This window comes from Gluconobacter thailandicus F149-1 = NBRC 100600, assembly GCF_000964465.1.
GTDB lineage: Bacteria > Pseudomonadota > Alphaproteobacteria > Acetobacterales > Acetobacteraceae > Gluconobacter > Gluconobacter thailandicus.
This window is the reverse complement of the sequence record NZ_BANH01000073.1, coordinates 1-22,094: the sequence shown is the minus strand read 5'-3', so window position 1 is coordinate 22,094 and position 22,094 is coordinate 1. Positions and strand designations below refer to the sequence as shown.

Annotated in this window: 24 protein-coding genes; 2 read left to right on the top strand and 22 right to left on the bottom strand. The window is 54.1% G+C overall.

All coding sequences use genetic code 11. The features are described from left to right. The first annotated feature begins 150 nt into the window (after positions 1-150). Entirely contained in the window at positions 151-273 is a 123-nt protein-coding gene (locus B7444_RS17395; protein WP_007284428.1) for a hypothetical protein, read from the top strand. Between the two features lie 111 nt (positions 274-384). Here B7444_RS17395 and B7444_RS14465 read toward each other — a convergent pair whose 3' ends face one another. The 4 genes from B7444_RS14465 to B7444_RS14450 are packed head-to-tail and all read right to left on the bottom strand — an operon-like array spanning position 385 to position 6,635. Then, positions 385-3,519, bottom strand: coding sequence for an efflux RND transporter permease subunit (locus tag B7444_RS14465; protein WP_007284429.1), 3,135 nt, complete (start codon positions 3,517-3,519; stop codon positions 385-387). After that, on the bottom strand, positions 3,519-4,553 hold the full coding sequence (locus tag B7444_RS14460) for an efflux RND transporter periplasmic adaptor subunit (protein WP_007284430.1): 1,035 nt from the start codon (positions 4,551-4,553) through the stop codon (positions 3,519-3,521). Before B7444_RS14460 ends, B7444_RS14465 begins: the two co-directional genes overlap by 1 nt. Further along, positions 4,550-5,992, bottom strand: a complete 1,443-nt coding sequence (locus B7444_RS14455; RefSeq protein WP_007284431.1) for a TolC family protein — start codon at positions 5,990-5,992, stop codon at positions 4,550-4,552. The genes B7444_RS14460 and B7444_RS14455 overlap by 4 nt, the downstream gene beginning before the upstream one ends. Then, complete coding sequence (locus B7444_RS14450) at positions 5,985-6,635, bottom strand: cation transporter (protein WP_007284432.1); 651 nt, start codon at positions 6,633-6,635, stop codon at positions 5,985-5,987. Before B7444_RS14450 ends, B7444_RS14455 begins: the two co-directional genes overlap by 8 nt. Before the next feature lie 73 nt (positions 6,636-6,708). Here B7444_RS14450 and B7444_RS14445 point away from each other — a divergent pair, with 73 nt between their 5' ends. Beyond that, a complete protein-coding gene (locus B7444_RS14445) occupies positions 6,709-7,104 on the top strand; it encodes a MerR family transcriptional regulator (RefSeq protein ID WP_035729796.1) in 396 nt (131 codons plus the stop codon). 213 nt (positions 7,105-7,317) lie between these two features. Here the strand turns inward: B7444_RS14445 and arsH are convergent, their stop codons facing one another. The 18 genes from arsH to B7444_RS14360 form a co-directional block, all read right to left on the bottom strand. After that, positions 7,318-8,016, bottom strand: coding sequence for an arsenical resistance protein ArsH (arsH, locus tag B7444_RS14440; protein WP_007284433.1), 699 nt, complete (start codon positions 8,014-8,016; stop codon positions 7,318-7,320). A 21-nt stretch (positions 8,017-8,037) separates the two neighbouring features. Beyond that, the gene (locus B7444_RS14435) at positions 8,038-9,333 is read right to left on the bottom strand and encodes an arsenic transporter (protein WP_007284434.1); all 1,296 of its coding nucleotides are present in this window, start codon (positions 9,331-9,333) and stop codon (positions 8,038-8,040) included. Continuing rightward, positions 9,333-9,755, bottom strand: a complete 423-nt coding sequence (gene arsC / locus B7444_RS14430) for an arsenate reductase (glutaredoxin) (protein ID WP_007284435.1) — start codon at positions 9,753-9,755, stop codon at positions 9,333-9,335. Before arsC ends, B7444_RS14435 begins: the two co-directional genes overlap by 1 nt. Further along, the gene (locus tag B7444_RS14425; protein ID WP_007284436.1) at positions 9,752-10,105 is read right to left on the bottom strand and encodes an ArsR/SmtB family transcription factor; all 354 of its coding nucleotides are present in this window, start codon (positions 10,103-10,105) and stop codon (positions 9,752-9,754) included. Before B7444_RS14425 ends, arsC begins: the two co-directional genes overlap by 4 nt. 180 nt (positions 10,106-10,285) lie before the next feature. Further along, the gene (locus tag B7444_RS14420) at positions 10,286-10,864 is read right to left on the bottom strand and encodes a GIY-YIG nuclease family protein (protein WP_010665820.1); all 579 of its coding nucleotides are present in this window, start codon (positions 10,862-10,864) and stop codon (positions 10,286-10,288) included. A 13-nt stretch (positions 10,865-10,877) separates the two neighbouring features. After that, complete coding sequence (locus B7444_RS14415) at positions 10,878-11,084, bottom strand: hypothetical protein (protein ID WP_007284438.1); 207 nt, start codon at positions 11,082-11,084, stop codon at positions 10,878-10,880. Positions 11,085-11,104: 20 nt separating this feature from the next. Then, positions 11,105-12,925, bottom strand: coding sequence for a type IV secretory system conjugative DNA transfer family protein (locus B7444_RS14410; protein ID WP_007284439.1), 1,821 nt, complete (start codon positions 12,923-12,925; stop codon positions 11,105-11,107). A 13-nt stretch (positions 12,926-12,938) separates the two neighbouring features. After that, entirely contained in the window at positions 12,939-13,979 is a 1,041-nt protein-coding gene (gene virB11 / locus B7444_RS14405; RefSeq protein WP_007284440.1) for a P-type DNA transfer ATPase VirB11, read from the bottom strand. After that, on the bottom strand, positions 13,969-15,102 hold the full coding sequence (virB10, locus tag B7444_RS14400) for a type IV secretion system protein VirB10 (RefSeq protein WP_010665819.1): 1,134 nt from the start codon (positions 15,100-15,102) through the stop codon (positions 13,969-13,971). Before virB10 ends, virB11 begins: the two co-directional genes overlap by 11 nt. After that, positions 15,099-16,019: a TrbG/VirB9 family P-type conjugative transfer protein gene (locus tag B7444_RS14395; RefSeq protein WP_007284442.1), complete on the bottom strand. Its 921-nt coding sequence runs from the start codon at positions 16,017-16,019 to the stop codon at positions 15,099-15,101. Before B7444_RS14395 ends, virB10 begins: the two co-directional genes overlap by 4 nt. Next, positions 16,016-16,705, bottom strand: coding sequence for a type IV secretion system protein VirB8 (locus tag B7444_RS14390; protein WP_007284443.1), 690 nt, complete (start codon positions 16,703-16,705; stop codon positions 16,016-16,018). The genes B7444_RS14395 and B7444_RS14390 overlap by 4 nt, the downstream gene beginning before the upstream one ends. Next, on the bottom strand, positions 16,702-16,839 hold the full coding sequence (locus tag B7444_RS17480; RefSeq protein ID WP_369689251.1) for a type IV secretion system lipoprotein VirB7: 138 nt from the start codon (positions 16,837-16,839) through the stop codon (positions 16,702-16,704). The genes B7444_RS14390 and B7444_RS17480 overlap by 4 nt, the downstream gene beginning before the upstream one ends. A 71-nt stretch (positions 16,840-16,910) precedes the next feature. After that, positions 16,911-17,741, bottom strand: coding sequence for a type IV secretion system protein (locus B7444_RS14385; protein WP_231502864.1), 831 nt, complete (start codon positions 17,739-17,741; stop codon positions 16,911-16,913). Positions 17,742-17,875: 134 nt separating this feature from the next. Beyond that, a complete protein-coding gene (locus B7444_RS14380) occupies positions 17,876-18,271 on the bottom strand; it encodes an EexN family lipoprotein (protein ID WP_010665816.1) in 396 nt (131 codons plus the stop codon). 11 nt (positions 18,272-18,282) lie between these two features. After that, positions 18,283-18,969, bottom strand: coding sequence for a type IV secretion system protein (locus B7444_RS14375; protein ID WP_007284446.1), 687 nt, complete (start codon positions 18,967-18,969; stop codon positions 18,283-18,285). Positions 18,970-18,985: 16 nt separating this feature from the next. Continuing rightward, on the bottom strand, positions 18,986-21,358 hold the full coding sequence (locus B7444_RS14370; RefSeq protein ID WP_007284447.1) for a VirB4 family type IV secretion/conjugal transfer ATPase: 2,373 nt from the start codon (positions 21,356-21,358) through the stop codon (positions 18,986-18,988). Then, the gene (locus B7444_RS14365; protein ID WP_010665815.1) at positions 21,358-21,681 is read right to left on the bottom strand and encodes a type IV secretion system protein VirB3; all 324 of its coding nucleotides are present in this window, start codon (positions 21,679-21,681) and stop codon (positions 21,358-21,360) included. Before B7444_RS14365 ends, B7444_RS14370 begins: the two co-directional genes overlap by 1 nt. Before the next feature lie 3 nt (positions 21,682-21,684). After that, positions 21,685-22,008, bottom strand: a complete 324-nt coding sequence (locus tag B7444_RS14360; RefSeq protein ID WP_007284448.1) for a TrbC/VirB2 family protein — start codon at positions 22,006-22,008, stop codon at positions 21,685-21,687. Between the last annotated feature and the right edge of the window lie 86 nt (positions 22,009-22,094).

Genomic DNA, 22,094 nt, shown 5'->3' with positions numbered 1-22,094 from the left:
TGAAGCAAGAGTGGCATAAGCACTTCCTGACCGGCACAAAACCGTTACAAGTCCACTACTCTGGCAGGCCGCTTCTCAACCCGCCGGCATGAGCAGAAGGCAGCCGAGGGCCTTAAAAACACGGCTGAAGTCATGAAGGACCGAAAAGGTATGATGGATCGGTTGCGTGAGATGACCGAAGCCTTGAAAGCGAAGGTCAGAACCATTCTCTCGCGCAAAACCGAAGCCAAAGCGCAGGAAAAACAAAAGAAGCGGCGCACTTTACATCTATAAGATAGGATTGCATCTGATAATTATGATTTACATAATTTTTTCTTTATACATATCATAAAATATCCACATACAATACATAACTATTTCAATAATATTATATTATATTTCGAGTCACTCTGTCATATTTTCTATATCATTTGTTTCATTTTTAGAAAATTTGCCAAATCTAACAGCAAGAATAGGCAAAACAAACAGGTTAAGTATCATTGATGTCATGAGCCCTCCAAGAATGACAGCGGCCATAGGTCCTTCGATTTCCCGCCCAGGCGCATTCATATCAACAGCCAGAGGCGCCAGTCCAAGCGCCGTAACGAGCGATGTCATGAGTACGGGGACGACGCGGTCTCTGGCCCCCCGGAGCGCTGTTGTTACTCCCCATGTGAGATCTTCCTGCTCGACCAAAGCCTCAAAATGCGAAATCATCATCACCGAATTCCGAAGCGTAATCCCGAATAGTGTAACGAAGCCGACTGTTGCCCCAAGAGTTAGCGTTGTGCCGGAAACAATGATTGTCAGAATGCCGCCCACAAATGCGAAGGGAAGATTGACGAGTATCAGAGCGAGATTGCGCCATCCTTGTGTGATTATTGAGAGCAGAATCATGACCGCTATGGCAGCGAGCCCGGAATTTATAAACAGTTCCCTGCGTGATTGTGATTCAGCTTCCGCTGCGGATGTAAACTGAACGTAGGTTCCAAGAGGCAGTTTGATATTTTTTGCTATAGCCGTGCGTGCGTCCTGAACGAAAGATTGAGCTGATCGTCCTGTAACATTTGCGGTGACAGTCTGTGTTCTCTGTGCTCCCAGATGTGACACCTGATAGCGACCGTTCGTCTCATATATGTCTGCAACAACGCGGAGTGGTACGTAGTTTCCGTGAACAGTATGCAGTGGCAGGGAACCGACAGACGCAACATCATTACGACTTGCGTCATCAAGACGAACCATAACATTAAAAGCCGCAGAACGCTCGTATATCTGCCCCACGGTTTCACCCTGCCAGGCTGTATGGATGGATCGGAGTACATCCGCCGACCGAAGCCCCCAGCGCTCCAGATCAGCAGGGCGTAGCCGAATAGCAAGTTCCGGAACACCAGGAGGTGCTTCTATCCGGACATCTGTTGCGCCATGTAAATGATGCAACATGCGGACAATATTATTTGCCTGGATATCCAATACATCCAGATCATCGCCAATAATATTGATTGCCACAGCCGAAGACGAACCAGAAAGGGTTTCGTTTACGCGCATCGTCAAAAAACTACTGACAGAAAAACTGGCCCCAACGAACCCGTCAAGCGCTTTGCGAACGCGGGCATCAATCTGTCGGGAAGCCTTCCCATCCACCTGATTCAAATCAACCTCAAACTCGCTGGTATGTGGTCCATACGTGTCCTCATCCAGCGAGGCGCGTCCGACTCTCTGAGCAACCGAACGGATTTCGGGAAGCTGACGAAGTTTTTCTGTAACCTGTCTGCCTAATTTCAGAGACTGTTCCAGGGAAGTCCCCGGAACTGCCGTCATATGAATGATAAGGTGGCCTTCCTTGAAATCGGGAATGAAATCGCTTTCAAGGAATGGAAGGGCCGCAAACCCTATCAAGGTGGTCAGGATCATCCCGCCTATAACAAATCGGGGATGGCGCATTAATCTGGCGAGAAGACGTTCATAAGCTCTGGCGGTCCATCCTGCCAGGGGGGGCTCTCTCCGGATTTCTCCAGGCGTCGCCAAGAGCCATGCGCAGAGTGCAGGTACAACGGTTACAGCAGCGGCAAGAGAAGCCATGACCGCAAGAACATAAGCTGTTGCCAGTGGAGCAAACAGTCGTCCCGAAAGTCCGGGAAGGGCGATGACAGGCAAGAAAACGATAATGACAGCAAAGGTCGCGTAAACCACTGCACTGCGGACTTCAACGCACGCATCGAGTACGACGCGCGCTGTAGATGCGGGCTGGACCAGAAGCCGGTTTTCACGCAATCGGCGTGTAACATTTTCGACCCCGATCACGGCGTCATCCACAACCTCGCCGATGGCAATAGCAAGGCCCCCCAAGGTCATGGCATTCAAAGTAACCCCGAGTGTCTCCAGCAACGACAGGGCTATCAGAATAGCCAAAGGTATGGTGGCGCAACAGATTGCAGCGGTTCGCAGGTCAAAAAGGAAAAGAAAGATTACGACAACCACCAGAAAACCGCCCAGAAGCAATGCTCGTGTGGCATTCCCCAATGCGGTCGTAATGAAATTGGCGGGTCGGAACAGGTCAGCATGCAATGTAATCCCCTGTCCCTGCAATTGCGGGCGGAAATCGGTAAGTGCCGCCTCGATTTCCCGGGTCACGGCCATTGTATTGGCACCGTACTGTTCCCATATATTAACTACAATGCCTGTCTTTCCCTCGATACTGGCCGCGCCGAAGGCAGGAATAGGGGCTTCAGTTACAGTGGCAATACTGCCCAGTGTGACAGCACCATTATCAGAGCGGACAATCACAGTGCGGGCCAGACTTTCTGGCGTCAGGGCCTGACCGTCAGACTGAAGAACGACTCTTTGGTTCGGGGTATCAATAAAGCCGGCCCCCTGTATGCCAGTCGCTTCCTGGGCAGCCGCAAGGACGTCATCGAGTCCGATATGATGCAAGATGAGTTGGTCTGGATGTACCTGTATCTGGAGTGACCGACGCTCCCCGCCAAACACGCTGACTCCAGCCACACCAGGCAACGCCAGCAGACGCGGCCTTAATGACCAGTCAGCAAGCGTGCGCAACTGCATAAGGGACTGTTGTTCCGACGTCAGACCGATCACCAGTACCAGACCGGCGGATGAGGTCAGTGGCGTCATAGTCGGAGCATGAACACCGGCTGGCAATTGCTGTGCAACAACATTCATTTGTTCCCCGACCAGTTGCCGGGCTCGATAAATATCGGTCGATGTCGCAAACAGGACGTTGACGACTGACAGTCCCTGAATCGAAGTCGATTGCACGCGCTGAATACCCGGGAGGCCGGTCAGGGCAATTTCCATTGGGCGACTAACCAATGTTTCGACCTGTTCCGGCGTAAAACCAGCGGCTTCGGTCTGGATCGTGACCCGTGGCGGAATGAATTCCGGAAACACATCATAGCTGGCATGTCTCAAGCCATACAGGCCATAGAAGAACAACAGACATGCGGTTGCGATAACCACGCCCCGGAAGCGGATCGAAAACCCGATAATAGCTGCCTGAAGGCTGAAAGAACGTCCCGTCATCAGTCGTCATCGTCTCCTGATTCAAGCTGAGCTCGGAATTCTTCAGACAGAAGTAATTGCGTACCCTCTATGACGATTTGCGTTTCGTGTGTGATTTGTCCTGGAGTATCTTGGATCAAGTAGCCACCTTCTCGGTCCGGCACGTCGGTCGTAAGGGGTAAGCGTGTAAATTTTCCGTGTCCGTTATCACGGTATATCCACGACTTACCTTGCAGCCAGATAATAGCTGATGCAGGTATCCGGATACCGGGACGTTCCTCTTCGGTAGGCAGGAGAACGGAAACATTCATGCCCGCGACAAGCTGACTTTCAGCCGACGCAAAATAGAAAAAGCTACGCCCCTGAATAGCAGGATCGGTCATGGTTACAGGAGACAAATAGTGGAGCATTGTCCCGTGTCCACCCGTGTTTCCATAATCGGTCACATCCGCCTGACTTGGTGGGGTTGGTAGATCCGTATCTGGTGGAAGGGTCACCTTGACCAAGACCACTTGTTGTTGAAGTAACTGTGTAATGAAAATTGTATTTTTTTCGGTAGCGTCAGATATGACCGAACCAAATTGCTGTCTGATAATATTAAGTGCGTTATTCACCCGGACCTGTTCTGCTTTTACCATAGCTGAATTGGACTGAAATCTAGCTGTTGTCTCCTGGAATTGTTCCTGAGAGATATTCTGCCGATCGCGATACAGTCCTTTGTCACGATCGAGTTTCGCACGGGCAAGCGTCTGCTGTGCCTGCATGCTCTCCAGCCGCGCTTTCATGTCAGCATAATTACTAACAAGAGTGATAAGTTGTGTTGCGTTCAGAACGTAACCATAGGCGGGAACCAGCTTTCTCCAAGGCACGATGCTGGGTCGTGCAGAAGCAATGCCGCTCTTCGTAACTGCTTCCGGGGAGACCGTCACGGTCGCCTCTGCACCAAGAACCGAAACTGGTTGATCATCATCATCTGCAATGGCAATGTCTGTCCCGTTTAGAACTAGGAAGACCGAAAGACCTGCAAGAGGCAGCCAGAAGGCCCTCGCTTTCATGGTGAGTTCCTTTGGTTATTTTCAAGTAGGCCGGAAGCCTGCGCGGCATTGGTGTGATCAAAAATGGGCTGCTGCATGCCATCTTCGATCTGACCTATGGCTTGCCGTTGCTGAATTTCTGCTTCAAGAAGAGCGGTCTCCGCTTGAATCTGCTCTATATGAGTCATAACCATCGTTGGTCGGTCGATTGCACCTGACTGAAGGCGGTGCTGCATCTGGTTCAGCCTTACCCGTACGGTTTTGGCAAGTTCTTCCGCCTGTAGCAGAATTGATGTCGTGCCGCGGTAATTGGCCGTAGCCTGCGAGATGGACTTAAACACCGTGTTCTCTGCACGCCGGAGACGAGCCGCCGCCTCATGCTCCTGCCCAACAGCTTCAGCTATGGGGCCTTCGTTCTGATTGAAAATCGGAATTTGCAGAGAGGGATTTACCTCAAAGCGATTTGAAATATCCCAGTTATAGGCGGGACTGATGGTGACGTCGGGATAGCGTCGAGAAACTTCGACCCGTAGAGCCTGTCGGGCGGCGTCATAAGACGCAAGAAGTTCCCGCAGATCCGCGCGTTGCATTACGGCTTGGTATCTCATGTCCTGTGAATCGCGGTATTCTATGAGGTCGGGACAGACATCAAATGCTTTTGTATCAAGAGCAATGGAATCAAGTGCTTCGGCAGGAACCCCGATTGCTCCAGCCAGAGCTGCCTTACGGACGGCATACTCGCGCCGCAGATCACTGACAGACAACTCGGCATGGATCATTTCCGTCCGTACCTGCGATATTTCGAAAGCGGATGCTCGCCCCTGATCAAAACGTGCCTGTTCCAGGGTAAAGAGTTCGCGTTTAGCTGCCGCAGTCTCTTCCACAAGCTTGAGGCGCCCGGATACAGCCCAGACGCCGAGAAGAGCAGACCGCGTGTCGCTGCGTAGTTTCCATGCAGTATTGATGACTTCCCATTGCGCGACCGCAGCCCGATATCTGGCTTCTTTGATACGGTGATAACGCCTGCCGAAAAATTCGATCAGTATTGACGCGCCGTAGCCGACGTAATGAGCCGATGGGCCACCCAGCACCGTGAAACTGGGATTGGGCAGTTGACCGGCTGTCTTGATTCCAGCGCGAGCCGTTTCCAGTTCAGCTTTAGCTACAAGGATATCGGGATGAAAATACAAGGTAGCAAGCGTCAGGCGAGTGATGCCCCATGCGTTTTCCTGACTCGATACGTTTGGTCCGAGAACTTTTGTAATGAATTCTTGCAATCCGGCATCCGTAAATTGACGGCTGGAAAATTTCTGGACATCTGATTCCGGCGAAATATTTGAGTGACCACTATTTGTGCAGCCACAGAGCAGGGGAAAAATCAGGAGAATGAATGCCGCATTATAGCGTGTGCGTCTCCTTACCTGCTTAATATATTCTAGAGTATTATATGATTTATACATTAATATGTCGTGATATATCTGATTTGTTATCTGTTAGTTCTACTCTCGATTGTCGCATAATCTGCACACCTCCACTAATACCAAGCATCGCAAGGATGGCAGCTACCGCAATATCCGGCCACGCAGAACGAGTGCCAAACACGCCCAGAGCTGCCAGCACAACGGCAACATTTCCGATCGCATCATTACGAGAGCAGATCCATACGGAACGGCGGTTGGCATCACCTTTCCGGTGTGTCCATAATATGAGGGCACAGGCCAGATTGACCGCGAGGGCAAGCAGACCAATGCCGCCCATTGCGTCTGGGTGAGGCGGATGGTTGCTGTTCATTACCATCCACCCAGCATTGGCCATTACCCATATCCCAGCCACGAACAGGGTCAGGCCTTTCAGAAAGGCCGCGCCAGCTCGCCATCGCAATGCCATTCCGGCAACACTGAGGCTTATTGCGTAGTTGGCGCTGTCGCCAAGGAAATCAATCGCGTCCGCCTGTAAGGATGCAGATCCAACCGACACGCCAGCCCCTGCTTCAACGGCAAACATGCTGGCATTGAGAAAAAGCGCGATCAGGAGCGCTCTCCGCCATGATTTATTGATTGGTAGCGGCGTATCTGTGCATCCACCACAGCATCCTCCTGCCATCCAGCGCCTCCCTGACGAATCATCTGTTTTAATGTATGCTCCCTGTAGCAACTACAGGGTCAAGAGGCAGGGAATGCGATCGATTGGCGCCTTGGGAAAGGCAACGAATACCAAAGTCGAGACGATCCGCTATTATGAACGGATCGGACTGCTGGCTCCGCCACAGCGGACCGATGGCAATTATCGCACTTATGATGATGAGGCACTCGCGAGACTGTCTTTTATTCGTCGATCCCGTGATCTGGGTTTTTCATTAGATCAGGTAAGAGCTCTATTATCCCTAACAGATCAGGGAACCCAGGATTGTAAGACAGTTGATAGAATTGCTCGTGACCATATGGCAGAAATTGAGCGCAAAATTGCGGATCTCATCGCATTACGCCATGAACTTTCTACGATGATAGAATCATGCTGTGGGGGCAGTATTTCTGATTGCAGAATTATTGAAGCACTGTCACCATTTGATTAATATTAGTTTTATTAACTAATATTTTTACGTTATTTCCATTTAATATTTAATTTTTTTATTAACAATTAATTATAAAGTAACGATGGTGTATGTTTTTTATAATTTTAAACCGAGCATTTACATCACTGATAATATCCATATAATGGGGTGACTGCATGTCGGCTTTCCGTAAAACGGACATCACGACATCAAACTGCTCTACCATCGACTGTATCACAGGCTTTCCGGGAGACGGAATTCCGTCTTCCGTTCGCTATAGCGGTCCACGAGGTAGTCGGCGCGATCGCGCAGCAGCCATGTGAACTTCATCAGTTCCTCCATGACATCTACCATCCGGTCATAGAGGTGGGACGGCTTCATGCGGTCATCGTCACCGAACTGCGTATAGGCCATCGGCACACTGGACTGGTTGGGGATGGTGAACATCCGCATCCACCGGCCCAGAACCCGCAGGGCATTGACGGAATTGAAGCTTTGCGATCCGCCTGAGACCTGCATGACCGCCAGCGTGCGGCCCTGCGTCGGACGGATCGAGCCTTCGGACAATGGCAACCAGTCGATCTGGTTTTTGAACACAGCGGTTATGTTGCCGTGCCGTTCGGGGCTGCACCAGACCTGGCCTTCCGACCAGATCGACAGTTCCCGCAGTTCTTGCACTTTCGGATGCGTGGCAGGCACGGAATCCGCTATCGGTAGGCCGGTCGGGTCGAACACCCGTGTCTCGGCCCCCAGCACCTTCAGGATGCGTTCCGCCTCAAGCACCAGCAACCGACTGAAGGATCGGGGACGCAAAGAGCCGTAGAGCAGCAGGATACGCGGCGGATGGTCCACACGCGGTTGCGGTTCCAGCCGCGCGAGATCGACCCGTTCGAGATACTCCGGATGCAAGGCTGGCAGCTCAGGTTCGGTCATATATATCGGTCCTGTCGTGTATTACGGGTGACTGATCCGGGGCAGCCATAGGGCCAGCGCCGCGAGTGTTGCCAGCAGGACGGGCGGCGTAATCGCCAGTCCGACCTTCATATACTGCCCCCATGTGACCCGATGGTTCTTGGATGCCAGCACATGCAGCCACAGCAGTGTTGCGAGACTACCAATCGGCGTGAATTTCGGCCCGAGGTCGCAGCCGATGACGTTGGCATAGATCATCAGGTCGCGTGTCAGTGGCGTGATGTCGTGAGCCTGTTGGATCGCCAGCGCCCCGACCAGCACACTCGGCATATTGTTCATGATGGACGACAGAACAGCCGCTAGAAAGCCGGTGCCGATGGTGGCCGTGAACGTCCCTTGATGACCGAGCCAGACCAGTGCGGTCGCAAGGTAGTCAGTCAGCCCAGCATTGCGCAGCCCGTAGACCACCAGATACATGCCCAGGGAGAAGATCACGATCTGCCACGGGGCGCCCCGCAGCACCTTGCGAACAGGGATGACCCGACCATATCCGGCGACGAGCAACAGGATTCCGGCGGCCAGGCAGGCCACGACACAGACCGGGATATGAAACGGCGCCGTCAGGAAATAGGCCGCCAGAACCAGGGCCAGCAGTGGAAATGCCGCCCGGAATACATGAGGGTCACGAATGGCCGTGGCAGGTGCGGGCAGTTCGGCGACGGGATAGGTCGCAGGCACCTGCCGCCGATACCACAGCCACAGGACCGCCAGCGTTGCACCAAGTGCGACCAGATCGACCGGCACCATGACCGCAGCATAGCGATCGAACGCAATACCAAAGAAATTGGCGCTGACGATGTTCACCAGATTGGAGATGACCAGCGGCAGGCTGGTGGTATCCGCGACGAAGCCAGTGGCGATAATAAAGGCCAGCGCCGCAGCAGGACTGAGGCGAAGCTGCGTGAGGATGGCGATGACGATGGGCGTCAGCAGCAGGGCCGCGCCGTCATTGGCGAACACAGCCGCAATGGCTGCTCCCAAGACCACGATCAGCGGGAATAGCGTCCGGCCTCGCCCTTTGCCCCAGCGCACCACGTGCAGGGCGGCCCAATGGAAGAACCCGGCCTCGTCCAGCAACAGCGAGATGACGATCAGCGCGATAAAGGTGAAGGTCGCGTCCCAGACGATGTGCCAGACGACAGGAATGTCGTGCCAGTGAATTACTCCAGCCACCAGGGCCACGGCGGCACCTGCCATTGCGCTCCAGCCGATGCCCAGCCCCCGAGGCTGCCAGATGACAAAAACCAGCGTGACAACGAAAATCAGAAGCGCCAGCATCAGGAGATCCGCTTTCCGGATTCATCGACGATCTTCTCGCCGTCCTCTTTGACGAAAGCGCCTCTCTGCGGGTTGGGCAGGATGTCCAGAACCGCCTCAGACGGACGGCAGAGTGCCGCACCCAGCGGGGTGACGACGATGGGCCGGTTCATCAGGATCGGATGCGCGATCATGGCGTCGATCAGCGCATCATCGCTCCGGGCCGGATTATTGAGGCCGAGTTCGTGAAAGGGCGTACCCTTTTCCCGCAGGATCGAGCGCACCGGAACGCCCATACGGGCGATCAGACTGACCAGTTCCGCACGGCTGGGCGGGGTTTTCAGATATTCGATGATCCGGGGCTCCTCGCCGCTGTTGCGGATCAGTGCCAGCACATTGCGCGACGTGCCGCAGGCCGGGTTGTGGTAGATCGTGATGGTCATGATCGGGCTTCCGGGGAGGGACAGCAGGAGGACAGGGTTGCGACCAGGGGCGCGCAGAGTTCGGGGCTGCCTGCACAGCAGTCCCTGACGAGGAAAAGCATCAGGTCGTGCAGGCGAGAAAGACAGGCGCGATAGACGATCAGCCGGCTATGGCGTTGCGAGGTCAGCAGGCCGGCGCGGGCTAGGGTGGCGAGGTGGGCCGAGATCGTGTTCTGCGGCATATCAAGATGGCGTGCGACGTCCCCGGCGGGCAGCCCGTCCGGCTCATGGCGCACAAGCAGGCGGAAGATATCCAGCCGCGTGGACTGTGACAGGGCGCTAAGTGCGGCAATGGCAGAGTTTGTATCCATATATCTGGCTTTTCAGATATATGGATACAAGTCAAGGTATCCTATCAAGCAAACGGAGATCATGACCGTCGATTTTCTCAATTTTGCTGCTCAGATCAGACACCTCGCTTATCTTCCTAAGCCGCCGATCAACAGCCCTACTGTTACTGTATGGCTTTTTTTGATCGCCCATCACTGTCTTTACCAAAGCATCATACTCAGCGATTCCAGCCATTCGAGCGAAGCCGCTATAGGCCACGGTAGCCAGTTCACATCCGGACGCACCGCCATAATGACAGCAAGAAGCATCATAGGAACCATGAGCGCATTAAACCCGGCCGCCCGGCCAGTCGGCCGATAATGCCTTGCCAGTTTGCGTCGCCCTTTCCATCCTGATCGAAAGGGCTGACACCGACCTGGGCGAGCTGCCGCCAGCAGCAAAGATCGCGCGCGCACGCGAGAAGCAACAATGACCTCAAGGACCGACGTGACGTCCTGGACATTCGCCCGATAAAACTCGCGGGACCGGGCAAAAGCCACATGACCAAGCACCCGGTCTGCACGTCGCAGCCGCTTGGCAACCAGCATCCGATGCGCCTGCTTTTCGGCCGCTTGCGCATCAGGCACAGGTTTCTTCCACGCGACAACCAGCTCAAAGGGGCAATCCGCGCCGCCCACCCCGCGGCATCGTAACGTCGGATCTCTGGACGTGCGCCCGATCTTCACTACCCCAGGTAATGCCGGAATTTCGAGAACGTACAGCCAGCCCGCTTCAGGCATGTCAGCCTCCTAGTTACGGACTGCTTTTGGGCTTTGCACGTGGCTTGTTGCTCTCCGCCCGCTGTCCAGGGGTCTGTCCCTTTTCGCTTGTTTGCTTCCAGTAGCGATCAGCGACATTCTCACGCGATGCCGCTTTCTGCGCCTCGGCAATACCGGCCGTCTTCTGGCTTCCCTGCTGACGCGCCTTATCCCGACGCTTCTCATTGTTCGTTTCCGACATTGCTCATGTCCCCCTGACACTCAGGCCGAGATCTTATTGAACCGATTGGCCGCTATTTTTTCTCTGATTTCAGGCCGTCGAAAATAGATAGGCATCCCGCAACGCAACGGACGACCACCACGCACCACCACAAACGCTTCATCTACCCGGACATCGTTCAGCAGTTCTTCCCGTCGGATCAGCGGGCGGCTGATTTCGTGATAGCTCGTGTTCGCCCCGCGCGAACGGTTGCTCGCTTCCCAGCCTTTCCCCGACGTGCCGGTATTGCTGCCCACGGATGTCGCCATGACACCATACTGACCGAAGGTTTCTTCCAGCTCTTTCGCGGTATCGAGATCGGAGATCGCAACATATGTCCGATGTGCGGCCGCCTCGTACCATGCTCGCTTTCCCTCACGGCCCCATTGTTCTTCGAGTTGTCCGACCGACTGATAGAGCAATCTCAGGGTAATACCGTATTTGCGCCCGGCATCCCGTGCTGTTGCCATGATCCGCATAGGACCGAGACGTGCGACTTCGTCCAGAAGGAAGAGGACACGATTCCGAATATTGCCATCAGCTTCATAAACGGCATTCAGTAACGCCCCTATAATCGTGCGACCAATTTCGGGTGTGTTTTCCAAAGCCCGCAATGGCAACTGTACGAAAACATCCATCTTGCCATCGACCAGATCTGACGAGCGAAAACTGTCTCCGGACACCAGGTCCGCAAACGCAGGATTACTGAGCCAGGCTGTCTTGTCATCGGCATTGCCATACACCCCGGAAAACGTCTCATCGACCAGTCCCTTGAGCGCGCCGGCCGTCTGGCTCGCATAGGCGCACGGACTGCTCGCATGGATCGTGTTCAGCAGATTCCGCATTTCTTCTTGCGGCGTGCAGACCCCGCTTCTCAGCGTCCGCAAGGTCTTTTCCTCGGCTGGAAGGTCCGGATCAAACATCATGTGCGCCAATAAACACGTCACGAGATTGCGGCCCTGCCGGTCAAAAAACTCGTTATTGGCGTCTTTTTTGGCACCACTCTCCCGGCATATCCATGACACCACGTCCTGTATATTCGTGATTGCTTCGGGCGAACGAATGTCGATCCAGTCCAAGACATTAAAGCCAACATCTCCACCGAGCCGCAGCTCGTAGACCTGATGACCCAGCGTTTCGCGGAACGGTCGAAGCATCGGCCCCAATTCTGTACTCGGATCAAGCACCACGGCAGAGCCCGTCCATGTGGTCAGCGTGGTGACGGCCGACGTGGACTTGAACGATCCCGGTCCGGCAAAAACCAGACTGTGGGTCGATCCTGTCTCACAGGGATCTATGAGCAATGGCGCACGGCCGCCCTGTCCCCATGTTTTCGGCTCTTTAGGATGAAAGGGCACCCTTGCATGCCGGTCTTCGTCCACGCGATAGGCTTCGCCTACAACGACACCTCCATATTCAGCGGAAGGACGTGGAAAGAGCTGCCTGGCCTGCTTCATTGTCATCCAGTCCGCATAGCCATGATTCTCTGTCACGCCACGGATAGGCCGTTGCCTTCGACTGAATATGGACGGGCGCAGAGAAGGGCCGATTGCACCACGCCGGAAGATCACCGCCAGCATTACCAGCGCAACCACAACACCGCCTGCCCCCGCGCCGATCTTGAGCCATTGCACTACGATCGGATTATCCCGGCCATACAGAAAATAGAGCCACCATTGATAGAAAGGATGCTCGAACGAGCCCGATAAACCCGTTCCCTTCAGAAAAACAAAAGACGCGACAACGGTCCAAGACACAAATACCATCAGAATTCCGAGGATAATCCGGGCGATCAAGACGATCGACTTGTTTTCTGACGCCATCGTGCGCTTCCTTTCAGTATTTCGTCAGAAGATCTGCTGCTGTCTCGCCTCTACGGCGCGCATCCGCTGCCAGCCACACTTCGCCGATGGAATAGATCTCGCCTGTCGTCTCGAAGGGCACGATTACGTCAATCGCGGCGGAGAGCATGTCCACAAGAGTTTTGTCTTCTAGCGCCGCCCCCTGGGGCGAGCCCTTGATAAGCGAGAAGAGCTTCTTGAACGCCTGAACCGGATTTGCGCCATGAATGGTAGAAATCGAACCGGGATGCCCCGATACGACCTCATTGAGATATGTCCATGCGGCGTCGTCGCGAAGCTCCGCCGGCAAGATCCGATCCGGTCTCATGCGCAGACTTGCGTGCAAAAGGTCTTCCGCACTGACCGAGCTGATTCCTGTTCCCGACTTTGAATAGAGCAACCGCACATGGTTGGGGTGCGGAATAACAAGCTCTAACGTGTCTTCGATCGTTATCAGCCGCTCATGCAGCGGAATGGCCGAAATCAGCGTTCGGCCCATCGTGGTCTTTCCAGAGCCCGTCGCCCCGCACAGCAGCATGGTCATACGGTTCCGTACACACGCAGCGAGGAAGGCTTCGAAATTGCCTTCATCGTAATACCGCAGAACCTCTTCGTGCCGTTTCTCTTCGGCCTCTGTCCGTTTATCCCAGCGGTTCCAACGCGCAATGTTGTACCGCTTTGTCACGGAACTGAGGGCAGCCACACTCCCCCCTGGCCGCCGGATCGTCAGGCTCACCGTCCCCGCGGGTACGGCTGGCGGCAAACACACTTGCAGACGCTCCCCGTTTGGCAACTCGGTAGAGCACAGAGGATGCCGTTCACCCACGTCCTGTTTGCGCAAAGCTCCTGCCAGGATCGCGATGTCTTCCAGATCCGTATAGCTCAAGGGAAGAGCGTGTTGTGTAAACACACCCCTCTGCCGAACAAAAACCTCTCCGGGCTTATTAACGCAGATCTCTTCCGTCGCCGGGTCTTCGAGCCAGCCCGCAAGGGGCTGCATCAGGAAACGGAGCTGTACCGCTGCTTCATTGAGCATTGCTACCTACCGTTGGCTTCAGGTCATAGATGTCCGAGAAATCAAGATCGCGCGCGACAAAAATAGCGACCGTCTTTCCCTGTGCTTTTTCTCCAGTTGGTTGAATATTGATGTCCGCTTGCAACGCCGTATTCGCGACTGTCTGCCCGTTTGACTGGAATGAATTGAAGTATGCACCGCTATTGTTGCTACCAACCCGGGATGCCAGCTCGACCCCGGCATCGAGACCACCCTGAATCACGCTTAGAAGAATGGCGCTGCCAAAGCGCGACCACCAGTGATTGTTCACCGTCACTTTAACACCGCTCTCGCCCAGCTCACCCGTCGCGGGTGATGCAAGATCAATGATGCCGTGTTCCGGTGTCTCTGCCCGATCCCAAATCACGAATGCCCGGTCTTCACCGCGCATTAAACCGTGCTGCATCTCACCGGTGACAATCGTCCCCTTGTCCATGAGAACCACATTCCCCGTTGTGCTCCGCACATCTAGGGGAATCACACATTTCGCGTATCCGGCGAGTTGAGTGTTTAGCTTGGTCTGAAGAATGCACGGGATAATTGTCCCCTTCGTAACCAGAAAGTCCGGGTGCGGAAGCAACCGCGCGCGCGCTTCCTCCAACACTGTCGGCTTTAGCCGAACGGCCAGTGACCTATCCCCCTGCGGATCTTGTCCGGCCGGGGGCTGTGCTCCATTGACCGTCACCGTCTTGGGAGATTCCTGCGCAGACGCGGGCTGAGGTGCAGAGCTTCCCCCCGAGCCTCCTGACGCGGCAAAAATCGGGCTTTCTGCCGGCGTTACCTCGTGATGCGTTGCTTGCGCAGGCATAAAAAACCGCTGCGGAGCTTGCTGCGGCATTGGCAGATTTTGGTCTGTAAGAGCAGGTGGCGGTGTCAGCGGTGCGCTGCGCATGTGCGTCCCAGCCGCTACGACAGGCTGATTATTCTGTTCCTCTGTTTTCTTCGCTCTATCGAGAGCACGAAGCCAAATAAAACCCAGCGCAACTACGACAACGAGTATGAAAATGCCAACCTTTTGCCATGCGTTTAGTTCGCGTCGATTGTTGTTTGATACGAGAGAGCCGCCGTCGTTAATTCCACTATTGTTGTTTTGTTCGTCGCTCATTGGGCGGCCTCCTTCAGCGTGCGGACCACGTTCGGGCTGATGGTATTTGTGCCTGGGTTACGACCAACCGGATCAAATGCCTTGTTGAAGACGCACAAGACGGTGTTTCCATCTCGCAGACGCCATGCTGGGGCGAGATGATCGGCAATCATCAGTGTTCCCCACCCAGCCGGATCGTTCTTCACGCTATAATTGGCAGTCGCTTCTTTGCCGTCCGGATTGATCGTGAAAAGCGAGGGAAGACGCACATTCCCCGGAAACCGGAAAACAGTGATGTTTCCATTGTCCCATACTTCGATAGGAAGAATAGAACGATCACCCTGAGCAATGTATTTCCAATTCTTGGGACCGAAATTCGGGTCTTTTGTTTCCCGTTCCATCCTTTCATGCGCGAGCTGAAGTTCCAACTCTTTTGCTCGTGCCTCGGCCTGAGCCCGCTCCTGTTGCTGCCGGGCCAGGACGGCTGCACGACGCGCTGCGGCTTCATCAGCGGGATAAGTGAACTGCACGCTGTAGTAAACGCCGTCCGTCGCATTCGCGAGCGACGCACTTGCAACTGTCGTCACTTCAAAGACGTATCGCCGCTCGGCACCGGTATCGTTTCGTGTCAACACGATAACAGGCTGAAGGCCAAGCCCCTGTGTCGCTTTGAAGAAAAGATAGTTCCCTGCCGGGGCTGCCTTCAGATGTATGCTGTCACTCACTGCGACGCGATCGACGGTTTCATGAGGACTGAAACCAACCACCAGTGTCGCCCCCACGGCAGTCGAAAGATGAACAACCTGATCCGCTACATAAGGCACGTACCGCATTCGCGTGTCATGACGGCTGGGTAGAGGGTCTTGCTCTGCAAATGCGGGCACGACCGAAAGAGAGGTCGCTGCAAGGAAGGCAGCAACTGCGAGACGCTGAATCATACCCCATCCTCCGACGACTGATAGGACGTGACGATCACACCGCCCGGATTTGCCAAGCGGGCACTGGCCGGAAGATCCGTGACCCTCTGAATCTGCACAGTCGCGGTCCAGGTCGTCGTCTGTGGGCGCGCTCCCTCCATCGACACAATGCGCCGGAAGCGCACCTGAATGACGTTATTGCCAATGGGAGCGAGAGACAGACGTTCGGCGTCGATCTGGCCCCTTTTTCCAACCGTTACCTGTGGGCTCTTGGGGTTGGGGAAATTAAACCACGACTGATATTGCTCTCTGACTTGTTCGTTGCTCATGAGAGAAACCGTGTCATAGGCATAGCGCGCCGTGGCATATGTATAGCCCTCGCGCAGCCGAACATATTGCCACACCGCTGCATTGACGACTGCTTCGTCCATTGTCTTCGGCAAGCGTGACATGGAGATCTCGCTATCAACCGTTCCGTCCGGGCGAACCCACAACGGCATGGGCACCAGCTTTTCCAACGGCAACAGCGAAGCAACCGACCAGGCCAAGCCGACGTTAGCCAGCAATGAAATTCCTAAGCCGATCGTCAGGTACTTATTGATCTTGACGACCGCGCGCGCTCGCGACTTCTGGAAATTCTCGACCTGCTCATAATATTCCGCCATCTTTTCCTTCGGAACGGGCGGGACAAATTTCTGATCTGTCATTTATGCCCAATCTCCTTTGGCTTTTTGAGGTCCGCTTCTGTCGGTTTCCAGTGCCCCGAGTTCAGAGCAAATGTCGGTCCTTTGCATTTTGGGACCGGATCGTGACTTGCGCACGCCGATAAAACAGAGAGCATGAGTACAGAAATACTTATACGGATCTTTGCCATCCGTCTTACTCCCCTAGTAATGTTAAAACTTAACTTAGTTATTTATTAGAAGACTTCCTGCCGATGTTGGCCCCTGCCTTTGCGACAGTCCCAACACCACCCGTTGCGCCGCCAATGATTGTATTCAGGATTGCCCCAGCAGGATTGAGCGATACTCCCCCGCCGATAAAAGCAGCAGCAGCCGGCAACGAAATAAGAATAAAGGTCGATACGGCAATAAACATCGCCGTCTGTTCCATAATCTGAATGGCAATACCCGGCGTTCCCGCAGCAGAAACTGCATTAAGATTACAGGCCAACATATAAGTCCGTATGCCTGTCGCCACGATTATCATCGTAACATCAACAAGCAATGACAGGAGAGCGAGGCCCACCAGCTTTCCTATCCATCGTTCGGAAATATTTCTTGTCGCATCGAATAGGAAACCTGCAATGACGAATGGACCGAGAGACAGAATCACCGCAGTCATGAGGCTTGAGCAGATGTAGATGGCAAAAGCTATTGTCAGCATCGCACCATCTGCGATCGCTATCATTGCCAGCTCAATCAGATCGACAACCTGAAACCAATGAAGTTGCTTATCTATTGTTGCCGAATAATTGACGAGGCTGTTCCAGATGTCGTCCAGCAATTTAGGTGTCGAAGCCGTAGAGCTGGATACCGAACTCGCAGCCCAAGTCGGAAGCACAGTCTGGAAAAGATTCACGACGTAACCGTTGTATATGCCAGCTTCCAAGATGAATGCGGAAACTAGCGTCACCCGAATAATCCTTGATATGCCGCGTCTGGCATCCAGATCACCACGCATGACGAGTACGCCCTGGACAATCACCCACAGAACAATCAACGCCGTGAACGGGGACGCCACAGCAGACAGTCCTTGGCTGATGACATTCGATGTCCCGGTCGAAAAAGCTGTCCGTAGGCTTGTGTCGAAGTCTTCAAATGGCGTCGTCATAGTCTTTACCCCGCGTCAACGGCGCACCGTCTTTAAGTTCACGTCTATTGCCGACCGCTTCCCTTTTTGTTGGCTGCCGAGGCTGCGTTTCTTGCTGCGCTACATACGGCGGCCGGGGGAGGATGGTTCACCCCGCACAAAGCCAGCACGATGTCACGCTGCCGCTTGTCCACGTAATAACCCGGCTGCGTCATGTCGTCCGTTGCTGGCTGGGCCGGGGCTTCGGCACCTGTCTCAGCCGCAACGGCATTCCTACAATCCGGATAATTCTCATACGTCCGGTCGTTCATGCACTCACGGTTTACCTGACGCCGTTCGGCCGCGTGCGATGAATACCATTCCACTGTATGCTCCGCGGCATTGGGTAACGGGTGAGCAGAAGCCACACCACTCGCAAGCACGCCCAAAGATGCCACAACAAGGGTCTTGTAACCGTTCACAGCATATCCCTTCACTGGATGGCCGCAGGGAAATAAGCAGCGGTCGCTTCGTCGTCCTTCCGCGCCGCCTCTTGCTCCTGCAATTCCTGATTTCGGATCTGCGCCATAGAGAGAGTCTGAAGATTTTGGGCCGCAGCCGCCTGTGCCTGGATGGCCTGATTCTCGACGGCTATCCGACCGTTAATCGTGCTGACCTGCGTAATATCCTTTGCGTTCGACAGTTCCTGCTTCATTTCATCAAGCGAAGCGAGGCGCTGGTTAATAGAATCAAGGTTCTGCGCTGCTATACCTTGAATGTTTGCTAAAGAAGTTTCTCTCTGCTGATATGACTGCGCAACTGGATCTGTTCCCGTAGCTGAATACCTGTTCAGGCTCATAAATGACTGACCATAGCTATTCAGTGTATTGGTTGCTCCCGTGATCTGACCGGTTGCTTGTGTAACTGTCGGCAGAGGATTTTGCAGATTGGCGCTGTTGAAAGTCGTCAGCATCCCCGTTGCAACATTCGGAATGTTCTGAAGGAGCTGATATTGCGCTTGTAGCTGCTTCAGCTCGTCCATCATCTGATTGATTTCATTTGTGGTATTGGTGACGCTTTGCGCAATGCTTGCATTATCAAATACAGCTACCTGCGCATGGGCGGCATCCGCTCCAATGAGAGAAAACCATACCACTGCAACCAGACTATATGCCTTCATCGTGCCCTCCCTCGCCTCAGTCTTTCGCTTCGTGGTAACGGGCCATGAAATGGTCGAGCCACTGGCTCGGATCGGCCCCGTATTCTGCCCTCAACCGTTCGGCAAAATTCGCTCGATTGGCGCGGCCGGACAGTACCGCGATGTATTCCGGCATGGAGGACAGATCGAATTCACAAATGACGCTGCCGTTTTCCCGCTTCATGAGAAACCGTTTGGGATCACCCACCATCCCTTCCCGTACAGCACGATACTCGCCCTCGGTGCAGCTTAGTCCCGTGATGTAGGCGTGCCGGTCAGCCGTGGGAGACGGGTAGAGAATCTTTGTCATGCACTGCGCAACGAGCGACGAACCCAGCTTTGATTCCAGAACGTGCTCCGGCTGTTGTGTCGCCAAAATCAGCATCCCGTTGTTTTTACGAACGGTCAGCAGGAACTTGTCGATTACAGCGGCAAATTTCGGGTCCAAAAGATAGGCCCTAAATTCATCGCAGCTCATAAGAAAACGTCGGCCGTCAACCACCTTCTCGATCCGATAGAGCAGATACGCAGCCGTCGGGGCGCATATTTCGTCATGATCGAGAAAAGCCGTCAGATCGAAGCCTGTTATGGCACTCGACAGATCCACTTCATCGGTTTCGCCGTCGAACAGCCATCCCAATGCGCCGCCTCTGCACCAGCGTTCCAACCTGGCACCAGCTCCCTCTTCTGGCCCGTGCATCAAGAACTGGCGCAATCCAGCAAGTGAGCGCATTTCGACGGGATAGGACATCTGCCGTTCGATCCCCCGTTGCAGTCGCTTTGCATCTTCTGACGAGACCGTGTCCTTGCCGTCACTCTCAATCAGCCCGGTGAGCCACTGCCGCAGAAACTCCCGATCCTCGGGCGTGTTCGTCAGGCCACGCAACGGCGCAAGGCCGCAGGAAACACCACGCTTGAGAACAAGATACGTGCCACCAGTAGCAAGGACCAGAAGCTGCCCTCCCCGATCCTTGTCGAAGAATACGACGGCACCGTTCACCTCAGAGAGCGCCTGTTCCATCATCGCCATAATGAATGTCAGCAGGGTCGTCTTGCCCGAGCCGATCGGGCCAAAGATCGCCGTCATGCCCACATCCTTGACGTGAGGCACATAATCGTAAGACGTCGCACCATCCGTCCGAAAACGGGCGATTGCCGTGCCCCAATGGCCTTCGCGTGCTCCTGCCGGAAAATTGTCAAAGGTCGAAAAGCAGGCAAAATTATTGCTGTTGATAGCGCCGGGACGGGTGCGGTACTCCCAATTTCCGGGCAACTGTGACCAGAATGCGGCCTCTAGGCCGATACCTTCCTGTACGACTACTGCACCGGCATCGGTCAGCCGTGCCCGCGCACGAGCAGCATTATCGCCTAGCTGCGCAAGGGTATCAGCATAAACTGCCAATGAAAGATGATGCGATCCGAAGACAAATTCATTCGATATGAGCTTATCTACGGCATCCGTGAGCTGGTCGATCTGGCTGGTCGCCTTGTCACCTGCGCTTACCATCTGATTACCCTTCAGCGTCAGCTTTTCATCAGCCTGTGAGCGTGTCAGAAAGCCAAAGGACTGACTTACCACGAGGGGAAAACCCACACTGAGCAGGGCATTCAACATTCCGGGCCTGGTCTTGGCCGGATATTCACGGAACGAAAAAATGCCACCGACATAGCTCCGATCCAGAGAACGAACTTCGAAGCCACGTTTGCCGCAGATTACCCGATCCGTGTAAATGGACGCTCCAAGATGTCCCGATACAACCGGGACAGGCATCCAGCGTGCAGAGATGATGAGACGCAACGCCTCGCCGATTTCAGTGAAGACGACATCATCATGCTCACGCAGCCCCAGGCGCCGCACGCTATAATTGTCGAGAGCAGACGAAACGATCTGCCAGACATCTTCAAGCTGCCTGACTGTCGCGTCACTGGCCTCTGTCGCCTCGCCTTTACCCACCCGAAAGAGCTTGCTGCCCATCTTGCCGAGTGCATTCCGGGGAGTCACCACAACAGAGAGAAAATAGTCGTTTCTAAACAAACGATCTTTTAGAACTCTTCTATTGTAATCTTCATGAAGTCTCGACGCAAAATCTGACCTAAAATGCGTCTTTGGCAATCCCGGCACATCCGAATGCCGTACCATGTGAGTCGTAATTGTTACGTTATCATCGGAGATATTCCGAAGGACAGTATTCATATTGCGCTTGCGGCCATTACGGACGACAGTATCTTCCAGCTCGAAGGGAACGCCTTTGACGTAGCCCATTGCCATAACTGATCCATCACGAAGCAGAATGACATTTTCCGTAATGTGCCCAACATACGGAAGATAAATCTCACCTGAGCGTTCGCCATAACCGGGATTGCCAAACATCACACGATGCCCCTCCCCCGTTTATGAACCTTCAGCGGATTTGGGCTGACAGATGCCCCGCCCCACAAGGAACTATCCAAAGAACGTCCGGCCGTCTTCAAAAACAAAACTACCACGCCAACCGCATTATAGTCTCTCGCGACAAGTATTCGCGATCCGAACCAAAGCGGAACCATTACTGCTTCATATAGTGGGTTTTGAAGAAGGACCATTATGAGCCCAATCATCGTCAGCAATAGTGCAGCTACCGGCAGAGGGACCCCTGCCAATAGCGCCGGACGGGTTGCTGCAAGAAAGAGGGTGTCTTCTTCCAATTTTTCCATGAGTCACCCGGTAACCATGGACCCGAGATAGGCCGCGCCAAACATTAAGAGGATACCGCCAACCATTCCGGCGAATATACCCAACGAAAGACGGCCGAATGCCAGCATCAATCCGGCAGCCGCGAGTACGACGACAGCAATGCTCTTGCCGAAATCACCCAAGATGAATGTGCAGATATTGTTAATCATCTGTGTGGGCGTTGAACCACCAGAAACAGTCTGTGCATGGGCCACTGCCGGAAGAACAGATAGAAAAACCACCCATGCAACCAGACCCGCCTTCAAGCGTGGACTACGAACTGCAACGTAATGACTGGACGACAGCATATCTTATTCCTTGCTCAGTTGAGGAAAAACGGCCGAACCATCCCTAGGCTCAGGACCCATTGATTTTTGTAGGGAATTTTGATTCA

Coding starts and splice junctions, on each gene's coding strand:
- B7444_RS17395 (WP_007284428.1), top strand. CDS start 151: ATGATGGATCGGTTGCGTGAGATGACCGAAGCCTTGAAAGCGAAGGTC.
- B7444_RS14465 (WP_007284429.1), bottom strand. CDS start 3,519: ATGACGGGACGTTCTTTCAGCCTTCAGGCAGCTATTATCGGGTTTTCG.
- B7444_RS14460 (WP_007284430.1), bottom strand. CDS start 4,553: ATGAAAGCGAGGGCCTTCTGGCTGCCTCTTGCAGGTCTTTCGGTCTTC.
- B7444_RS14455 (WP_007284431.1), bottom strand. CDS start 5,992: ATGTATAAATCATATAATACTCTAGAATATATTAAGCAGGTAAGGAGA.
- B7444_RS14450 (WP_007284432.1), bottom strand. CDS start 6,635: ATGGCAGGAGGATGCTGTGGTGGATGCACAGATACGCCGCTACCAATC.
- B7444_RS14445 (WP_035729796.1), top strand. CDS start 6,709: ATGCGATCGATTGGCGCCTTGGGAAAGGCAACGAATACCAAAGTCGAG.
- arsH (WP_007284433.1), bottom strand. CDS start 8,016: ATGACCGAACCTGAGCTGCCAGCCTTGCATCCGGAGTATCTCGAACGG.
- B7444_RS14435 (WP_007284434.1), bottom strand. CDS start 9,333: ATGCTGGCGCTTCTGATTTTCGTTGTCACGCTGGTTTTTGTCATCTGG.
- arsC (WP_007284435.1), bottom strand. CDS start 9,755: ATGACCATCACGATCTACCACAACCCGGCCTGCGGCACGTCGCGCAAT.
- B7444_RS14425 (WP_007284436.1), bottom strand. CDS start 10,105: ATGGATACAAACTCTGCCATTGCCGCACTTAGCGCCCTGTCACAGTCC.
- B7444_RS14420 (WP_010665820.1), bottom strand. CDS start 10,864: ATGCCTGAAGCGGGCTGGCTGTACGTTCTCGAAATTCCGGCATTACCT.
- B7444_RS14415 (WP_007284438.1), bottom strand. CDS start 11,084: ATGTCGGAAACGAACAATGAGAAGCGTCGGGATAAGGCGCGTCAGCAG.
- B7444_RS14410 (WP_007284439.1), bottom strand. CDS start 12,925: ATGGCGTCAGAAAACAAGTCGATCGTCTTGATCGCCCGGATTATCCTC.
- virB11 (WP_007284440.1), bottom strand. CDS start 13,979: ATGCTCAATGAAGCAGCGGTACAGCTCCGTTTCCTGATGCAGCCCCTT.
- virB10 (WP_010665819.1), bottom strand. CDS start 15,102: ATGAGCGACGAACAAAACAACAATAGTGGAATTAACGACGGCGGCTCT.
- B7444_RS14395 (WP_007284442.1), bottom strand. CDS start 16,019: ATGATTCAGCGTCTCGCAGTTGCTGCCTTCCTTGCAGCGACCTCTCTT.
- B7444_RS14390 (WP_007284443.1), bottom strand. CDS start 16,705: ATGACAGATCAGAAATTTGTCCCGCCCGTTCCGAAGGAAAAGATGGCG.
- B7444_RS17480 (WP_369689251.1), bottom strand. CDS start 16,839: ATGCTCTCTGTTTTATCGGCGTGCGCAAGTCACGATCCGGTCCCAAAA.
- B7444_RS14375 (WP_007284446.1), bottom strand. CDS start 18,969: ATGAAGGCATATAGTCTGGTTGCAGTGGTATGGTTTTCTCTCATTGGA.
- B7444_RS14370 (WP_007284447.1), bottom strand. CDS start 21,358: ATGTTTGGCAATCCCGGTTATGGCGAACGCTCAGGTGAGATTTATCTT.
- B7444_RS14365 (WP_010665815.1), bottom strand. CDS start 21,681: ATGGAAAAATTGGAAGAAGACACCCTCTTTCTTGCAGCAACCCGTCCG.
- B7444_RS14360 (WP_007284448.1), bottom strand. CDS start 22,008: ATGCTGTCGTCCAGTCATTACGTTGCAGTTCGTAGTCCACGCTTGAAG.